The following is a 16,431-nucleotide window of genomic DNA, read 5'->3' on the forward strand; positions in this document are numbered from 1 at the left end:
GCTTAGATGGTCAGCGTCCAGTCGTAGTCCACGATCAGCGGCGCATGCTGCGAGAACCGCGGCTGACGTGGCAGGCGTGCGCTGCGCACGAAACGCCGCAGGCCCGGGGTCAGAATCTGGTAGTCGAAGCGCCAGCCCAGATTGAGCATCTCGGCCTGTTCGTTGTCCGGCCACCAGCTGTACTGGTCGCCTTCACGGCTGACTTCGCGCAGGGCATCGACATAGCCCATGTTGCCGACAATCTCGTCCATCCAGGCGCGTTCTGGCGCCAGGAAGCCCGGGGATTGCTGGCTGTCGCGCCAGTTCTTGATGTCGAGCTTCTGCTGCGCCACGTACAGCGAGCCACAATAAATGTACTCGCGACGTTTGCGTCGCTGTTTGTCCAGGTACTTGCCGAAGTCGTCCATGAGCTTGAACTTCTGGTTCAAGTCCTCATCGCCGTTCATCCCCGAAGGGAGCAGCAAGGTGGCAATACTGACTTTGTCGAAATCTGCTTGCAGGTAGCGCCCGTAGCGGTCGGCCGTCTCAAAACCGAGACCGCTGATGACAGCCTTCGGTTGCAACCGCGAGTACAAAGCCACGCCACCTTGGGCAGGGACTTCAGCATCGCAGGCATAAAGGAAGTAGCCATCCAGTTGGAAGGCTGGGTCATCCAGTTCAAAGGCGGAGGCACGGGTGTCCTGCAGGCAGATGACGTCGGCATTCTGTGCTTGCAGCCAACTGAGCAAACCACGCTCGACTGCAGCCTGAATACCATTGACGTTCACACTGATGATCCGCATAAATGGCCCCAAAAATCGCGTGCGTGTATGATACACGGCGTCAAGCTAATTAGCTAAATCCGTGGTATTTGGGGTTTTTTTCATGCAAGCGTATCAGCGCGATTTCATTCGTTTTGCCATCGATCGCGGCGTTTTGCGCTTCGGTGAGTTCACCCTGAAGTCCGGGCGCACCAGTCCTTACTTCTTCAACGCCGGCCTGTTCAACTCGGGTTCGGCCCTGGCCCAGCTGGGGCGTTTCTACGCTGCAGCCATTGCCGAAAGCGGCATTCCTTTCGACGTCCTGTTCGGCCCGGCCTACAAAGGTATCCCGTTGGCGGCGACCACTGCCGTCGCGCTGGCCGAGCATCACGGCCGTGACCTGCCATGGTGCTTCAACCGCAAGGAAGCCAAGGCTCACGGCGAAGGCGGCAGTCTGGTCGGCGCGCCGTTGACCGGTGACGTGCTGATCATCGATGACGTGATTACCGCCGGTACGGCAATCCGCGAAGTGATGCAGATCATCGCTTCCCAGGAGGGTGCCAAGGCCGCTGGCGTGCTGATCGCCTTGAACCGTCAGGAGCGTGGCAACGGTGAGTTGTCGGCGATTCAGGAAGTCGAGCGCGACTTCGGCATCCCGGTGATCAGCATTGTTTCGCTGAATCAGGTGCTGGAGTTCCTCGCCGATGATCCGCAGCTCAAGCAACACCTGCCAGCTGTGGAAGCGTACCGCGCCCAATTCGGCGTCTGATGATGAGAGGCCCTGTGAGAACAGGGCTTTATTAGCTGCTGCCGAAAACATTCAGTCGCGTAGGTGTATTGCGCGCAGTAGCGCATCAACCTGACCAAAAGCATCTTGCTGCCACTGTTCCGGTGTTCGGTCTTCCAGGATTTGGCTGTCTTCTACGAATCGTCTTACTGACACGGGTCCGTAACCACCAACGACATCAAATTTGTCGATATTTCACTAAAATATAGTATTTCAGCGTTTGTTGAAAAAGCCTGAAACAGTGAAGCCGCCGCTGTCTCAGCGGAGACTCCGCCATTTAAGGGCGATTTTTGCCGCAATCAGCCCGTTGAACAGTGCCAAAACCAGGAGCACCCACACGACCATCACGTAAAGGGTACTGCTCACGTCGAAGTTCCAAAGATCCAGTGTGCTAGTACTCAAGATGCGAATGGCCGAGGGTAGGTTGACGTAAAACAGCCCCACAAACGCGCACGTCAACGGCAGCGCCCGCGAATAAAACGCCTTCCCTACTTTCTCTCGACTTCGCCTTCGGCTCTGTGGGCCAGACTGGTATTCATCCAGCGCCAACGCTTCACTGAGCGCCGGCCACGCCAGATTGAACATGAACGTGGTCAGGGTCAGCAGCAAGCCACTGACCGCGACGATGTCACTGAACGGCATTGAGCCCCAACGTCGCGCAGAGCAAGGCGTGAGAATCCTCGCTGATCTCGAACTGCCCGGCGCTGCCCTTGCGCTTGGTAATGGGTTTGAAGGTCGGCTCGTTCTGGGTGATCAGCATGTTCAGCTCATCGCGTATCACGTCCGAACTGATCACCACCAGAAACACGGTTTGCGCGTGCTCTGCGGTCTCGATCACGGCACGCATGCTGTGCTGGAGGATGTCATCGAGCTGATTGCGAAAGCGCGATACCGTGTTCTTCAGCAAGGTTTTGCTTTGGCTTTGGGTCAGCTGAAAGATCGTCGAGATCTGCGATTCCGTCGGCAGCGTTTGTCCGAAGTAGCTTTGAATCAGGTAGAGCAGGCGATCCTGTTTGGCCTCGTCGGCCCGGCTGGGCATGCCGCCCTCGACCAGCATTTTCAGGTATTCGGTCAGGCTGGCCTTGGCGATACGCTGCAGGGCGTGGGCGATTTCCGCGTCGCCAATGCGCAAGGTCTTTTTGACCGGTTCCTTTTGTTCCAGCTCGAAAGCGTCGGCGTCGATCGTGAACGAGATCTGCATGGCTCAGGCGCTCCGGAGTTATTTTTTGTCCGAGGGCGTGATGACCTCGGCGCTTTTGATGTTGGCAGGCTGTTCTGGATAAGGGTCTTTGATCGCATCACCTTGCCCGGTGAGGATTTTCCAGCCATTCAACGCGTGCGCCGTTTTGCGAAACTGTGGGCACGGTGGCATCGAGGTTTTGGCTTGATTGGAATACTGATGGCCGCAATCAACGCACTCGTAAGTGCCTGGGGAAACATCGCTGCCGTAAGGGACGTAGTCTTTTTGCATGAGTCAATCTCCGGTGGATGAAGGGAAGATCCTAGGGAGATTTGTTCGGAGGGAATGTCGGACGTTTCGCTGAGTTGTATCGGATGTTTCTTGCGCGCATAAAAAAGATCGCAGACTTCGTCAGCTCCTACAGAGACTTCGTACAAAACGACGTTTCTGTAGGAGCTGACGAATGCTGCGATCTTTTGCTGTTCAGCGATTACCGATCAAGGACGCTTGCGATTGCTGATCAGCGTACCCACACCGGTGTCGGTGAAGATTTCCAGCAGGATCGCGTTCGGCACGCGCCCGTCAATGATCAGCGAGCTGCCAACGCCGCCCTGAACCGCTTCCAGCGCGCAACGGATCTTCGGCAGCATGCCGCCGTAGATGGTGCCATCGGCAATCAGATCGTCGACCTGCTGAGTGCTCAGGCCGGTCAACACGGTGCCCGACTTGTCCATCAGGCCGGCGATGTTGGTGAGCAGCATCAGCTTCTCGGCTTTCAGGGCCTCGGCGACTTTACCGGCGACCAGGTCAGCGTTGATGTTGTACGACTCGCCATTCTCACCCACGCCAATTGGCGCAATCACCGGGATGAAGTTGCCTTTGACCAGCAGGTTCAGCAGTTCGGTGTTGATCCCGACCACTTCGCCCACCTGCCCGATGTCGATGATTTCCGGCTGGGTCATCTCCGGTGTCTGGCGGGTCACGGTAAGCTTCTTCGCGCGAATCAGCCCGGCGTCTTTACCGGTCAGGCCGATGGCGCTGCCGCCGTGACGGTTGATCAGGTTGACGATGCTTTTGTTGACCTGCCCGCCCAAGACCATTTCGACCACGTCCATGGTCGCGGCGTCGGTGACGCGCATGCCGTCGACGAAGTGGCTTTCGATCGACAGGCGCTTGAGCAGATCACCGATCTGCGGGCCGCCACCGTGCACGACCACCGGGTTGATGCCCACAGCTTTCATCAAGACGATGTCGCGGGCGAAGCCGGTTTTCAGCTCCTCGCTTTCCATCGCGTTGCCGCCGTATTTGATCACCAGGGTCTTGCCGACATAACGTCGGATGTAAGGCAACGCTTCGGACAGGACCTGGGCGGTATGGGCGGCGGCTTCGCGTTCGAGGGTCATTCAGGGCTCCGGGTGGATCAGAACGGTAGTTGGAGATCAGGTGCAACACGTTTCAATTGGGCGTGGAACACATCCTTGATGCGTTGCAATTCAGCCTCGTCATCGGCCTCGAAGCGCAGCACCAGCACCGGTGTGGTGTTGGACGCGCGCACCAGGCCCCAGCCTTTGGCGTAATCGACTCGCACGCCGTCGATGGTGGTCAGGTCAGCGCCTGCGCCCCACTGTGCGTCGTGCAGTGCATCAATGATGCTGAATTTGCTCTCTTCGGTCACATGGATATTGATTTCCGGCGTAGAAATATCGTTCGGGAAGGTCGCAAACAGCTCTTCCGCGGTGGATTTTTCCTTGCTGAGGATCTCCAGCAGCCGTGCAGCGCTGTAGATGCCGTCGTCGAAACCGAACCAGCGTTCCTTGAAGAAGATGTGCCCGCTCATTTCACCGGCCAATAGCGCACCGGATTGTTTCATTTTCTTTTTGATCAACGAATGACCAGTCTTCCACATTAGCGGACGACCACCGTACTCCTTGATCAGCGGCACCAGGCGACGGGTGCATTTGACGTCGAAAATGATCTCGGCGTCCGGGTTGCGTGCGACTACGTCGCGGGCGAACAGCATCAGCAGGCGATCCGGGTAGACGATGCTCCCGGTGTTGGTCACCACGCCGACACGGTCACCGTCGCCGTCGAAGGCCAGGCCGATGTCGGCGTTGCTTTCCCTGACCTTGGCGATCAGGTCGACGAGGTTTTCCGGCTTGCCCGGATCCGGGTGATGGTTCGGGAAGTTGCCGTCGACTTCGCAGAACAGCGGGATGACTTCGCAGTTCAGCGCCTCGATCAGTTGCGGGGCGATCACGCCGGCCGCGCCGTTGCCGCAGTCGACCACGACCTTCATGCGCCGCGCCAGTTTGATGTCCTGGACGATTTCGGTGTTGTAGCGATCGAGGATTTCGACCTGAGTAACGCTGCCGGTGCCGCTGCTCAGATTGTTGGTTTTGATGCGCTCATGCAGCACCTGAATCTGTTCGTTGGCGAGGGTGTCGCCGGCGATGACGATCTTGAAACCGTTGTAGTTCGACGGGTTGTGGCTGCCGGTGAGCATCACGCCCGACTTGCCGGCCAGCACATTGGCGGCGTAATACAGCGCCGGCGTCGGCACCAGGCCAACGTCGCTGACGTGGCAGCCGCTTTCGGCGATACCGCGGATCAGCTCGGCAACCAGTTCGGGGCCGGACAGGCGGCCATCGCGACCGACGGACACGTTCGGCTCACCCTGGGCCAGGCTCTGCGAGCCGATGGCGCGACCGATCCAGTAAGCGGTTTCGGCATTGAGGAATTCCGGCACGGTGCCGCGAATGTCATAGGCGCGGAAAATGCTGTCGGGCAGCTTCGGGGCAATCTTGGCTGGGGTGCTCATCTACGGAAATGCTCCATCTCGAAAGTGGCGGGACAGACCGACGAATCGTTCGACGGCAGGCTCAAACTGAAGGGTATGACGGCGTTTTCCACAGAGAGTTCGTGGTATGAAAGGGCCATGACGCCTCGGCTAGCGTGGCTTTCGGCCGGCAAAACCTTGATTTTCGGTGTTAAACCTTTCAGTTGATCTGCCTGAAACTTCCCCCTGTAGGAGCTGCCGCAGGCTGCGATCTATTGATCTTGATCTTAAAAATCAAAAGATCGCAGCCTGCGGCAGCTCCTACAGAAGATGACTCCGGTTATTTAGTGCCGGTGTGGCCAAACCCGCCGGTGCCGCGTTCGGTTTCGACGAACTCTTCAACCATTTCAAAGTGCGCCTGTACCACCGGTACCAGCACCAATTGCGCCAGGCGTTCGCCGACGGTCATGGTGAAATCGGTCTGGCCACGGTTCCAGCACGACACCATCAACGGGCCCTGGTAATCGGAGTCGATCAGGCCGACGAGGTTGCCCAGCACAATGCCGTGCTTATGGCCCATGCCCGAGCGCGGCAGGATCAGCGCGGCGAGGTTCGGGTCGCCGATGTAAACCGACAGACCGGTCGGGATCAGCACGGTTTCACCCGGCTTGATCACGATGTCCTGCTCCAGCATGGCGCGCAGGTCGAGGCCAGCGGAGCCTGGTGTGGCGTATTGCGGCAGCGGGAATTCGCTGCCGATGCGTGGGTCGAGGATCTTGGCTTGCAAAGCGTGCATGTAAATTAAACCTGGTTCAGACGTTCGGCGATAAAAGTGACCAGTTGGCGAGCGATCTTGCTTTTGCTGGTCTGGGCGAAAACCGTGGCGTGCAGCGCACGGTCAATCACGCTGCAGGCGTTTTCTTCACTGTTGAAACCGATGCTCGGGTTGGCAACGTCGTTGGCGACGATCAAATCGAGATTCTTGTCCTTCAGCTTGCGTGCAGCGTAGTCGAGCAGGTGTTCGGTCTCGGCGGCAAAGCCGACACTGAACGGACGGTCGGGACGGGTCGCAATGGTGGCCAGGATGTCCGGGTTACGCACCATTTGCAGGACGAAGCCGTCACCGCTCGTAGGATCTTTCTTGAGTTTTTGCGGGGCAACGACTTCCGGGCGGTAGTCCGCGACCGCAGCCGAGGCGATGAATACGTCGCACGGGATCGCCGATTCGCAGGCCGCGAGCATGTCGCGAGCGCTGACCACATCGATGCGCGTGACGCGATCCGGGGTCGGCAGGTGCACCGGGCCGCTGATCAAGGTGACGCGGGCGCCGGCTTCAACTGCGGCTTCGGCGAGGGCAAAGCCCATTTTGCCGGAGCTGTGGTTGGTGATGTAGCGCACCGGGTCGATGTTTTCCTGGGTCGGGCCGGCGGTAATCACCACGTGCTTGCCGGTCAGAGCCTGACGCTGGAAGCAGTCCGCCGCGCATTGCGCCAGATCGGTGGCTTCCATCATGCGGCCCATGCCGACATCGCCGCAGGCCTGACTGCCCGAGGCTGGGCCGAAGGTCTTCAGGCCACGGCTTTCCAGGAGTTGCAGGTTGGCCTGGGTCGCCGGGTCGCGCCACATCGCCTGATTCATGGCCGGAGCAACGGCGACGACGGCGTCGGTAGCGAGCACCAGAGTGGTCAGCAAATCATTGGCGATGCCTTGGGCAAGGCGGGCGATCAGGTCGGCGGTGGCCGGGGCGATCAGCACCAGATCGGCCCACTTGGCCAACTCGATGTGGCCCATCGCGGCTTCGGCAGCCGAGTCGAGCAAGTCGAGGTGCACCGGGTGGCCGGACAGCGCTTGCATGGTCAGCGGGGTGATGAACTCGGCGCCGCCATGGGTCATCACCACGCGCACTTCAGCGCCCTGATCGATCAGGCGACGAACCAGATCGGCGCTCTTGTAGGCCGCAATGCCGCCGCCGACGCCCAGAACGATGCGTTTCCGATACAGCCGCTGCATAGGTCTGCCTTTCATTTCGTGGGTGACATACGTGGCGAATCCCCCTCCCCAGGGTGAATTCGCCCGCAAAAAAGATGGGCTAAGATATCACAGCGACCGCTACGGAACAGCGGCGCCCACAGACAGGGAATGTGTATGAGTATTCGCGATTGGCCTGCGGCGGAACGGCCGCGGGAAAGGTTATTGGAGCACGGGGCAGCGAGCCTTTCGGACGCTGAGTTACTGGCGATTTTTCTGCGCACCGGATTGCCCGGAATAAGCGCTGTGGACCTGGCGCGCAATCTGTTGACTCAATTCGGCAGCCTGCGTTTGCTGCTTGAGGCCGACCAGCACGCCTTCAGCAAACAATTGGGACTCGGGCCGGCGAAGTTTGCGCAACTGCAAGCTGCTCAGGAAATGAACAGGCGGCATCTGGCTGAGAAATCACGGCAGAAACCAGCCCTGGAAAACCCTCAGGTCGTTCGCGATTATCTGAAATCGATGCTGCGTCACGAACCGCATGAGGTGTTTGGTTGCCTGTTTCTCGACTCCAAACATCAAGTACTGAATTTCGAGATCCTCTTTCGCGGCTCGATCGACAACACCAGCGTGCATCCACGCGAGGTTGTGAAGCGATGTTTGGCCAATAACGCGGCGGCGTTGATCCTGTGCCACAACCATCCATCGGGGAACACTGACCCCAGTCAGGCTGATCGATTGCTGACCAAGCGCCTGCAGAAGACGTTGGAGCTGATTGATGTGCGAGTGCTGGATCACTTCATCGTCGGCGATGGTGAGCCGCTGTCGATGGCGGAGTGTGGCTGGATGTAGTTCTAGGGACAAAACGCAAGTCCATGTAGGAGTGAGCCTGCTCGCGATGGCTTCATTTCAGTCAACATGTTTGGTGGCTGGAAGATTGCTATCGCGAGCAGGCTCACTCCTACAGGTTATGTGTAAGGCAGGTTATTTGAGGTTGACCTTGGAATAGTCCTGCCGGCCGAACGGGCTTACCGAGTAACCCTGCACGTCTTTACGTGTCAGTGCGTAGGCCGTCGGGTGCGCCAGCGGCAGCCACAACGCCTGCTGCTGAATCTGCGTCTGCGCCTGTTCGTACAGCTTGGTACGCACGCCTTGTTCGCTGGTGGTCTTGCCGGCGCTGATCAACCTGTCCAGATCGGCATTGCAGTACCGCGCGAAATTGGTGCCCGATTTGACCGCGGCGCAGGAAAACTGCGGCGTAAGGAAGTTGTCCGGGTCGCCATTGTCACCGGCCCAGCCCATGAACAGCAGGTCATGCTCGCCGGCCTTCGCGCGACGAATCAATTCGCCCCATTCGATCACGCGGATTTCTGCCTGAATGCCGATTTCCGCCAGATCCGATTGCAGCAATTGCGCACCGAGGCTTGGATTCGGGTTTAGCAGGCTGCCTGACGGGCGTGTCCAGATGGTGGTCTGAAACCCGTCCTTCAATCCTGCCTTGGCCATCAGTGCCTTGGCTTTAGCGACATCGTGCGGGTAACCCGGCAGACTCTTCGCGTAACTCCAGGTGTTCGGCGGATAAGGGCCATTGGCCGCTTCTGCGGTGTCTTCAAACACAGCCTTGATGTAGTTGGCCTTGTCGAAGGCAAGGTTGATTGCCTGACGCACCTCCGGCTTGTCCAGTGGCGGATGCTGACTGTTGATGCCGACGAATGCGGTCATGAACGCGTCAGTCTTTTCGACTTTCAGTGTCGGCTCTTTCAGCGCGGCCTGTACGTCCAACGGTTTTGGCGACAGGGCGATCTGGCATTCATTGCGCCGCAGTTTCTGCAGGCGCACGTTGGCGTCCGGGGTAATGGCGAAGATCAACGGATCCACCGCAGGCTTGCCGCCGAAGTAATCCGGGTTGGCCTTGTAGCGGATCGCCGCGTCTTTCTGGAAACGGTTGAAGACGAACGGGCCGGTGCCAATCGGCTGGCTGTTGAGCTTGTCGGTCGCGCCGGCCTTCATCAGCTTGTCGGCGTATTCGGCGGAGTAGATCGAAGCGAAGCCCATGCTCAGAGTCGCCAGGAACGTCGAATCCGGGTGATCAAGGGTGAAGCGCACGGTGAGCGGGTCAAGTGCGTCGATTTTCTTGATCAGTGCCGGCAACTGCATCGACTGCGCATGCGGGAAGCCGCTCTGGGCGACCTTGTGCCACGGGTTGGCCGGGTCGAGCATGCGGTCGAAGCTGAATTTGACGTCTTCGGCGGTCAGTTCACGGCTTGGCTTGAAGTAGTCAGTCGTATGAAACTTCACCTGCGGGTGCAGCTTGAACACGTAAGTCAGGCCATCGGTGCTGACTTCCCAGCTGTCGGCCAGGCTCGGCACGACTTTGCCGCTGGCGGTGTCGAAATCCACCAGACGGTTCATCAGCACGTCGGCCGAGGCGTTGGTGGTGGTCAGCGAGTTGTATTGCACCACATCGAACCCTTCAGGGCTGGCCTCGGTGCAGACGCTCAGCGCGGCGGCCTGGGCCAGGGGGCTCAGCAGGAGCGGGGCGAGCAACAGGGGTAGGGCAGCGAGGCGCATGGTCGGTTTCCTTTTACAGATCGAAGGCCCATCTGCAAGTGCAGTCTGGAAAAGGCCTACCCTAGAGGTCTGGATTACAAATGACTATCCCCTTTTTGCATTTTCGGGGCACAGTGATGGCGGTTTTTCAGACTGCGGCGCGCGGTAAAAAGTCTGGATCGGCCGTGAGGACGATTTTCTGCGACGAGTGGTAAAAATCGATGCCAGCCTTTATCCAAGGCGTTCGCAGGCTGAAAAAGCGTCTTTTTATGGATTGATTGCACACCGAATGTTGTTGCACCCGGGTCTTTCTGGTATAAAGCAGCGCTCTTTTCTAGGGGCCCGGTTCCTTCACTGTAGGTGTAGCCGGTAAGACCTCTAAAGAAACGCGGCGCCTGGCGCCAAATGACTGAGAGATTAAGCGGCCAACCCATGCCGGGTTGGGCATGTGGTTTTAGAGGGCTGAGGCATGTCGAGAGTATGTCAAGTTACCGGTAAGGGTCCGGTGACTGGGAATAACATTTCCCACGCAAACAACAAAACCCGTCGTCGTTTCCTGCCGAACCTGCAGCATCACCGCTTCTGGGTTGAAGAAGAGAAACGTTTTGTGCGTCTGCGCGTATCTGCCAAAGGCATGCGTATCATCGACAAGCGTGGCATCACTGTCGTGCTCGCCGAACTTCGCCGCGATGGCAAGATTTAAGGGAGCTAATCATGCGTGAATTGATTCGTTTGATCTCGAGCGCCGGTACTGGTCACTTCTACACTACCGACAAGAACAAGCGTACTACCCCGGACAAAATCGAGATCAAGAAATATGATCCGGTTGTTCGCAAGCACGTGATCTACAAGGAAGGCAAAATCAAGTAATTGATTTTTCCGGACTTACGAAAAAGGCCCGTATCTCACGATACGGGCCTTTTTTGTTGCCTTGAAGCCTGATCGATCAACCACAGATCAGTTCAATGATCTCGTTTTTCTCGTTGACCAGGACTCTGATGCGGTCCGCATCAGTGCGCAGGTTGTACATGCCATCCGGCACTTCGAGGCGATGCTTTGTTACTCCGGCTGCGTTGCGCACAGCGAGCAGGTTGTCAGTAGTAGCAACATCGCCGAGGAAAAATTGCGCGTTGTAGAGATTGCATTGGCTGGACATTGTGCCTCCTTGCTTTGGTTTGAGTTGAGGCCCTATTCATCGAATCAGACTAACCTCCTGGTTTGACTGATCTTTTCTCGATTCCTAAGCGGCCAGCCGAAGTTTCACTCAAACCTGCTGGACATGCCTTACCCTGCTCGTCACCGTGTGTGTCGGATCAGCTTTTCTGTTCAAAGATCACATAGACCTTGCGGCAAGCCTCCAGCACTTCCCAAGTGCCACGAAACCCCGCCGGAATCACAAACCGGTCACCAACACGCAAGGTCTTGGCATTGCCATCGCCATCACGCAGCACCGAAACGCCCTGCAAGATCTCGCAGTATTCATGCTCGGTGTAGTTCACTGTCCACTGACCCACCGCGCCTTCCCACACACCAACGCCCATCTGCCCACAAGGGCTTTCGTATTGGTGGAACACCGCTTGCTCAGGATCACCCTTGAGCACTTTCGCCGGGTCCGGACGATAGCGTTCGGCTTCGCTGCTGGTCAGGCTGATGTCGACGACGTTCTGGATGTTCATTGTTGTTTTCTCCCGTAATGACGACGTGATGGTTGGAATGGGCGAAAGTCTATGTTTATTAAAATGAACACCGCAAGGCCGTATAGCCGGCTTATGTCAAATATATTGAAACAACCCCGGCCGCTGGTTTAGGGTGGCGGGTGCCTTGGGCCGAAATGCAGGCTGGCCGGGCAGAATTTTTGAGGACGCTGGCGACGATCGCGCGGCGCTCGTATTGAACAAGAGGAGGACACTTAAATGACCACCCTGACTCGTGCCGACTGGGAACAACGCGCCCGCGACCTGAAGATTGAAGGCCGCGCCTACCTCAATGGCGAATACACCGACGCCGTCTCCGGCGAGACCTTCGAGTGCATCAGCCCGGTCGATGGCCGTCTGCTCGGCAAGATTGCCAGCTGTGACGCCGCCGACGCTCAGCGCGCCGTGGAAAACGCCCGCGCCACCTTCAATTCCGGCGTCTGGTCGCGCTTGGCGCCGACCAAACGCAAAGCCACCATGATCCGTTTTGCCGGCCTGCTCAAGCAGCATGCCGAGGAACTGGCCCTGCTCGAAACCCTCGACATGGGCAAGCCGATCAGTGATTCGCTGTACATCGACGTCCCGGGCGCGGCGCAAGCGCTGAGCTGGAGCGGTGAAGCGATCGACAAGATTTACGACGAAGTCGCCGCTACGCCGCACGATCAACTGGGTCTGGTGACTCGCGAGCCAGTGGGGGTGGTCGGCGCCATCGTACCGTGGAACTTCCCATTGATGATGGCCTGCTGGAAACTCGGCCCGGCATTGTCGACCGGTAACTCGGTGATCCTCAAGCCGTCGGAAAAATCCCCGCTGACCGCCATCCGCATCGCTGCGCTGGCTGTTGAAGCCGGTATTCCGAAAGGCGTGCTCAACGTGCTGCCGGGCTACGGCCACACCGTCGGCAAGGCGCTGGCCCTGCACAACGACGTCGATACGCTGGTATTTACCGGTTCGACCAAGATCGCCAAGCAATTGATGATCTACTCCGGCGAATCGAACATGAAACGCGTCTGGCTGGAAGCCGGCGGCAAGAGCCCGAACATCGTCTTTGCCGATGCGCCGGATCTGCAAGCCGCCGCTGAATCCGCCGCCAGCGCCATCGCCTTCAACCAGGGTGAAGTCTGCACCGCCGGTTCGCGTCTGCTGGTCGAGCGTTCGATCAAGGACACATTCCTGCCGATGGTGATTGAGGCGCTGAAGGCCTGGAAGCCGGGCAATCCGCTGGACCCGGCGACCAATGTCGGTGCCCTGGTGGATACGCAGCAGATGAATACCGTGCTGTCGTACATCGAATCCGGCCACAGCGATGGCGCCAAACTGGTCGCTGGCGGCAAGCGCATCCTGCAGGAAACCGGTGGCACCTACGTCGAGCCAACGATTTTCGACGGCGTGAGCAACGCGATGAAAATCGCTCAGGAAGAGATTTTCGGGCCGGTACTGTCGGTTATCGCCTTCGATACTGCCGAGGAAGCTATCCAGATCGCCAACGACACGCCTTACGGCTTGGCCGCTGCGGTCTGGACCCAGGACATCTCCAAGGCACACCTGACCGCCAAGGCTCTGCGTGCCGGCAGTGTGTGGGTCAACCAGTACGACGGCGGCGACATGACCGCACCGTTTGGCGGCTTCAAGCAGTCGGGCAACGGCCGCGACAAGTCGCTGCACGCGTTCGACAAATACACTGAGCTGAAAGCGACGTGGATCAAGCTGTAAGCCGTTAGGAGGGTCTGTTCGCGAGAGCAGATTCTCCAGACGAGGCAGATCCCTGTGGGAGCGAGCCTGCTCGCGAAAGCGGTGTATCAGTCAGCCCATGTGCTGAATTGTGAAACCGCTTTCGCGAGCAGGCTCGCTCCCACATTTGCTTGATGTGGCCTCTAAAAATAATTATCCACAGGAGCGTGGAACATGCGGTGGGCGACGTATTTCGCCGTGTTGGCGTCTGTCTTGAGTGTCGGCCTGGCCCTGGGGGTCAGCATGCCGTTGGTGTCGTTGCGCCTGGAGGGTTGGGGTTACGGCTCTTTCGCCATCGGTGTGATGGCGGCGATGCCGGCGATTGGCGTGTTGTTGGGCGCGAAAATTTCCAGCCATCTGGCGGCACGCTTCGGTACGGCCAACCTGATGCGCCTGTGTCTGTGGGCTGGAGCGCTGTCCATCGGCCTGCTGGCGCTGTTGCCGAGCTACCCGATCTGGCTGGTATTGCGCCTGATGATCGGCGTGATCCTGACCATCGTGTTCATCCTCGGCGAGAGCTGGATCAATCAACTGGTGGTCGAGAACTGGCGCGGACGATTGGTGGCGCTGTATGGCAGCAGCTATGCGTTGAGCCAGCTCTCCGGCCCGTTACTGCTGGGCGCGCTGGGTACCGAGCATGATTACGGTTTCTGGGTCGGCGTCGGCCTGCTGCTGGTTTCGCCCTTGTTGCTGCTGGGCCGCAGCGGTGCACCCAGCAGCGAAGCGAGCAGCGTAACGTTCCGTGACCTGTGGGGATTCGCTCGTGAGCTGCCAGCGATTGCTTGGGCGGTTTCATTGTTCGCCGCGTTCGAGGCGATGATCTTGACGCTGCTGCCGGTGTATTGCCTGCAGCAGGGTTTTTCCGCCGAGATTGCACTGGCGATGGTCAGCACGGTGGTGGTGGGCGATGCGCTGCTGCAATTGCCGATTGGCGCGTTGGCCGACTACCTGTCGCGGCGCACGTTGTTCGCCGGTTGTGCGCTGGTGTTGATGCTGTCGAGTCTGGCGATCCCGCTGTTGCTCGATACGCTGCTCATCTGGCCGCTGTGGGTATTGTTCGGGGCGAGTGCCGGCGGGTTGTTCACCCTGTCGTTGATTTTGATTGGCGAGCGTTATCGCGACGATGCACTGGTGCGGGCGAATGCGCATATTGCACAGCTGTGGGGCGTGGGATGTCTGGTCGGGCCGCTCGCGGCCGGGGCGGGCAGCCAGTGGATCAATGGGCATGCGTTGCCGTTGTTGATGGCGATTGGGGCGTTTGGGTTGGTGATTCTGCTCTTGCGCCAAGGGGCATTCGGACCCATAACCGAGCCTGCCTAAGATCAAAAGATCGCAGCCTTCGACAGCTCCTACAGTTGCAATGCATTCGTTCTGTAGGAGCTGCCGAAGGCTGCGATCTTTTGCTTTTTAAAGCATTCGCTCAAGGCCGACAGTGGTGCTGAACCACGCGTTGAATCGTCGCCACCAACTCCCCGGCTCTTTGCTCAGTGTATGCATTTGGCCGTTGTCCTCAGTCACCCAGACGATCTGCCCGTTCTCAAGCTTCGCCTCATAGCTCAACGCTGGCGCCATGCCTTGCAAGGCCAGTTCGCGAACATGTTCGGCCAGCTCGGGGCTGTCGACCAAGACCCCGACTTCGGTGTTCCACAGCACCGAGCGCGGGTCGAAGTTGAACGAGCCGATAAACGACTTCTGCCGATCAAAAATCATCGCTTTGCTGTGCAGGCTTGAATCCGAGCCACGAAACGACTTGCTGTAAAACACATGCGGACCGCTGCCGTAGTTATCCCCAGGCTGGCGCCGTAGTTCATACAACTTCACGCCATGCTCCAGCAGAGCTTTGCGATACGGCGCATACCCGCCGTGCACCGCCGGCACGTCGGTGGCCTCCAGCGAGTTGGTCAACAGGCTCACGGAAACCCCTGCGTCGGCGCGGCCGGTCAGGTACACCAGCCCCGGCTGGCCCGGCACAAAGTACGCCGAGATCATGATCAGTTCCTTGCTGACGCCGCGCAGCTCCGGGCCCAGCTGCGTGGTCAGCAGCAATTGCGGATCCGGCTCACCCTTGGCCAACACCTTGCTCGGTGCATCCCACAACGCCTGATTCCACGCCCAGATCAGTTCTTTGCGCCAGATATCCATGCGCGGCGCGGTCTTGAACGTCATGAGCTGCTGATACAGCGCGTGATTCTGTTTACGGGTGTCTTCCAGCGATTCTTCCAGGCGGGTGCGAGTGTTCTGCAGATCCTTGGCGGTCGGTTGGCTGGTGAGGAACTCGTCGATCGGTTTGCTCAGCGCGCTGTTCCAGTACTGGTCGAAACTGTGCCCGAGTTGCTCGGCGACCGGCCCGACACTGAGCATGTCGATGTCGGTGAAATTCAGGTTCGGCTCGGCGTCGAAGTACTCGTCGCCCAGATTGCGCCCGCCGACGATGGCCACGCTGTTGTCCGCCAGCCACAGCTTGTTGTGCATGCGCCGGTGTTGCAGCGACAGATTGAACAAGCGGCCTGCCGCACGGGTGACGCCGGTGCTACGGCCCAGGTGCAGTGGATTGAACAGGCGAATCTGGATCTGCGGATGCGCCGCCAGTGTCGCGATGATCTGGTCGAGGCCATCGCTGGTGGTGTCGTCGAGGAGAATGCGCACACGTACACCACGATCGGCAGCCTTGAGCAGTTCCTCCACCAGCATCCGCGTGCTGATGCCGTCGTGGACGATGTAGTACTGCAGATCCAGACTGCTCTGGGCATTGCGGATCAGTTCGGCGCGCGCGGTGAACGCCTCGCTGCTGTTGGACAGCAGGCGAAAACCCGAGCGGCCTTGATAGGGCGCCGCTTGTGCCTGAATCGAACGACCGAAGCTGGAATCGGAAGCCGGCAACGCCTGACTGGATTCGCGCGGAACATCGAGACTGGCACAGCCGCTCAGGAACGAGGCGAGTAACAGCAAAGCGAGAAGGGGCTGTCTGAAGCTCACGTAGGGTCATTCCGGTTGGCGGCTAGGGT

Annotated in this window: 17 protein-coding genes and 1 pseudogene; 6 read left to right on the top strand and 12 right to left on the bottom strand. The window is 58.8% G+C overall.

Going from position 1 to position 16,431, the window contains the following annotated elements:
- Positions 1-2: 2 nt before the first annotated feature.
- A complete protein-coding gene (locus tag ACM6IN_RS16815) occupies positions 3-782 on the bottom strand; it encodes an exodeoxyribonuclease III (RefSeq protein ID WP_007920349.1) in 780 nt (259 codons plus the stop codon).
- Between the two features lie 82 nt (positions 783-864).
- Here ACM6IN_RS16815 and pyrE point away from each other — a divergent pair, with 82 nt between their 5' ends.
- Positions 865-1,509 (top strand): orotate phosphoribosyltransferase, encoded by a 645-nt coding sequence (pyrE, locus tag ACM6IN_RS16820; RefSeq protein ID WP_007920351.1) that lies wholly within the window; start codon positions 865-867, stop codon positions 1,507-1,509.
- 276 nt (positions 1,510-1,785) lie between these two features.
- Here pyrE and ACM6IN_RS16825 read toward each other — a convergent pair whose 3' ends face one another.
- From ACM6IN_RS16825 to coaBC, 7 genes and pseudogenes are all read right to left on the bottom strand, one after another.
- Positions 1,786-2,169: a hypothetical protein gene (locus ACM6IN_RS16825; RefSeq protein ID WP_095113219.1), complete on the bottom strand. Its 384-nt coding sequence runs from the start codon at positions 2,167-2,169 to the stop codon at positions 1,786-1,788.
- Positions 2,156-2,728: a hypothetical protein gene (locus ACM6IN_RS16830; RefSeq protein ID WP_007920355.1), complete on the bottom strand. Its 573-nt coding sequence runs from the start codon at positions 2,726-2,728 to the stop codon at positions 2,156-2,158. The genes ACM6IN_RS16825 and ACM6IN_RS16830 overlap by 14 nt, the downstream gene beginning before the upstream one ends.
- A gap of 18 nt (positions 2,729-2,746) precedes the next feature.
- The gene (locus ACM6IN_RS16835) at positions 2,747-2,998 is read right to left on the bottom strand and encodes a hypothetical protein (protein ID WP_007920357.1); all 252 of its coding nucleotides are present in this window, start codon (positions 2,996-2,998) and stop codon (positions 2,747-2,749) included.
- Positions 2,999-3,204: 206 nt separating this feature from the next.
- Positions 3,205-4,110 carry an acetylglutamate kinase gene (gene argB / locus ACM6IN_RS16840; protein ID WP_003229488.1) on the bottom strand — a complete coding sequence of 302 codons (906 nt, stop codon included), beginning with the start codon at positions 4,108-4,110 and terminating at the stop codon, positions 3,205-3,207.
- Between the two features lie 17 nt (positions 4,111-4,127).
- A pseudogene (locus ACM6IN_RS16845) lies at positions 4,128-5,504 on the bottom strand (phosphomannomutase/phosphoglucomutase); the annotation flags it as partial.
- Between the two features lie 319 nt (positions 5,505-5,823).
- Positions 5,824-6,279, bottom strand: coding sequence for a dUTP diphosphatase (gene dut, locus ACM6IN_RS16850; protein ID WP_095113221.1), 456 nt, complete (start codon positions 6,277-6,279; stop codon positions 5,824-5,826).
- A gap of 5 nt (positions 6,280-6,284) precedes the next feature.
- Entirely contained in the window at positions 6,285-7,493 is a 1,209-nt protein-coding gene (gene coaBC / locus ACM6IN_RS16855) for a bifunctional phosphopantothenoylcysteine decarboxylase/phosphopantothenate--cysteine ligase CoaBC (protein ID WP_414916487.1), read from the bottom strand.
- 135 nt (positions 7,494-7,628) lie between these two features.
- On the opposite strand from coaBC, the gene radC reads away from it, so the two are divergent.
- Positions 7,629-8,303, top strand: a complete 675-nt coding sequence (radC, locus tag ACM6IN_RS16860) for a RadC family protein (RefSeq protein ID WP_007920367.1) — start codon at positions 7,629-7,631, stop codon at positions 8,301-8,303.
- Between the two features lie 132 nt (positions 8,304-8,435).
- On the opposite strand, the gene ACM6IN_RS16865 is transcribed toward radC, so the two are convergent.
- Positions 8,436-10,022, bottom strand: a complete 1,587-nt coding sequence (locus ACM6IN_RS16865; protein ID WP_414916393.1) for an ABC transporter substrate-binding protein — start codon at positions 10,020-10,022, stop codon at positions 8,436-8,438.
- Positions 10,023-10,470: 448 nt separating this feature from the next.
- On the opposite strand from ACM6IN_RS16865, the gene rpmB reads away from it, so the two are divergent.
- Positions 10,471-10,704, top strand: coding sequence for a 50S ribosomal protein L28 (gene rpmB / locus ACM6IN_RS16870; RefSeq protein WP_007920377.1), 234 nt, complete (start codon positions 10,471-10,473; stop codon positions 10,702-10,704).
- An 11-nt stretch (positions 10,705-10,715) separates the two neighbouring features.
- Entirely contained in the window at positions 10,716-10,871 is a 156-nt protein-coding gene (gene rpmG / locus ACM6IN_RS16875; RefSeq protein WP_003177274.1) for a 50S ribosomal protein L33, read from the top strand.
- A 76-nt stretch (positions 10,872-10,947) separates the two neighbouring features.
- Here rpmG and ACM6IN_RS16880 read toward each other — a convergent pair whose 3' ends face one another.
- On the bottom strand, positions 10,948-11,157 hold the full coding sequence (locus ACM6IN_RS16880) for a hypothetical protein (protein WP_007920378.1): 210 nt from the start codon (positions 11,155-11,157) through the stop codon (positions 10,948-10,950).
- Between the two features lie 157 nt (positions 11,158-11,314).
- Positions 11,315-11,677 carry a cupin domain-containing protein gene (locus tag ACM6IN_RS16885; RefSeq protein ID WP_007920379.1) on the bottom strand — a complete coding sequence of 121 codons (363 nt, stop codon included), beginning with the start codon at positions 11,675-11,677 and terminating at the stop codon, positions 11,315-11,317.
- A 237-nt stretch (positions 11,678-11,914) separates the two neighbouring features.
- Here ACM6IN_RS16885 and ACM6IN_RS16890 point away from each other — a divergent pair, with 237 nt between their 5' ends.
- Positions 11,915-13,408 carry an aldehyde dehydrogenase gene (locus ACM6IN_RS16890; RefSeq protein WP_007920380.1) on the top strand — a complete coding sequence of 498 codons (1,494 nt, stop codon included), beginning with the start codon at positions 11,915-11,917 and terminating at the stop codon, positions 13,406-13,408.
- Between the two features lie 192 nt (positions 13,409-13,600).
- A complete protein-coding gene (locus ACM6IN_RS16895) occupies positions 13,601-14,746 on the top strand; it encodes an MFS transporter (protein ID WP_414916394.1) in 1,146 nt (381 codons plus the stop codon).
- A gap of 87 nt (positions 14,747-14,833) precedes the next feature.
- Here the strand turns inward: ACM6IN_RS16895 and ACM6IN_RS16900 are convergent, their stop codons facing one another.
- Positions 14,834-16,402: a phospholipase D family protein gene (locus tag ACM6IN_RS16900; protein ID WP_007920383.1), complete on the bottom strand. Its 1,569-nt coding sequence runs from the start codon at positions 16,400-16,402 to the stop codon at positions 14,834-14,836.
- Positions 16,403-16,431: the final 29 nt, after the last annotated feature.

This window comes from Pseudomonas sp. IT-P395 (assembly GCF_949767675.1).
In the GTDB taxonomy this organism is placed as follows: domain Bacteria; phylum Pseudomonadota; class Gammaproteobacteria; order Pseudomonadales; family Pseudomonadaceae; genus Aquipseudomonas.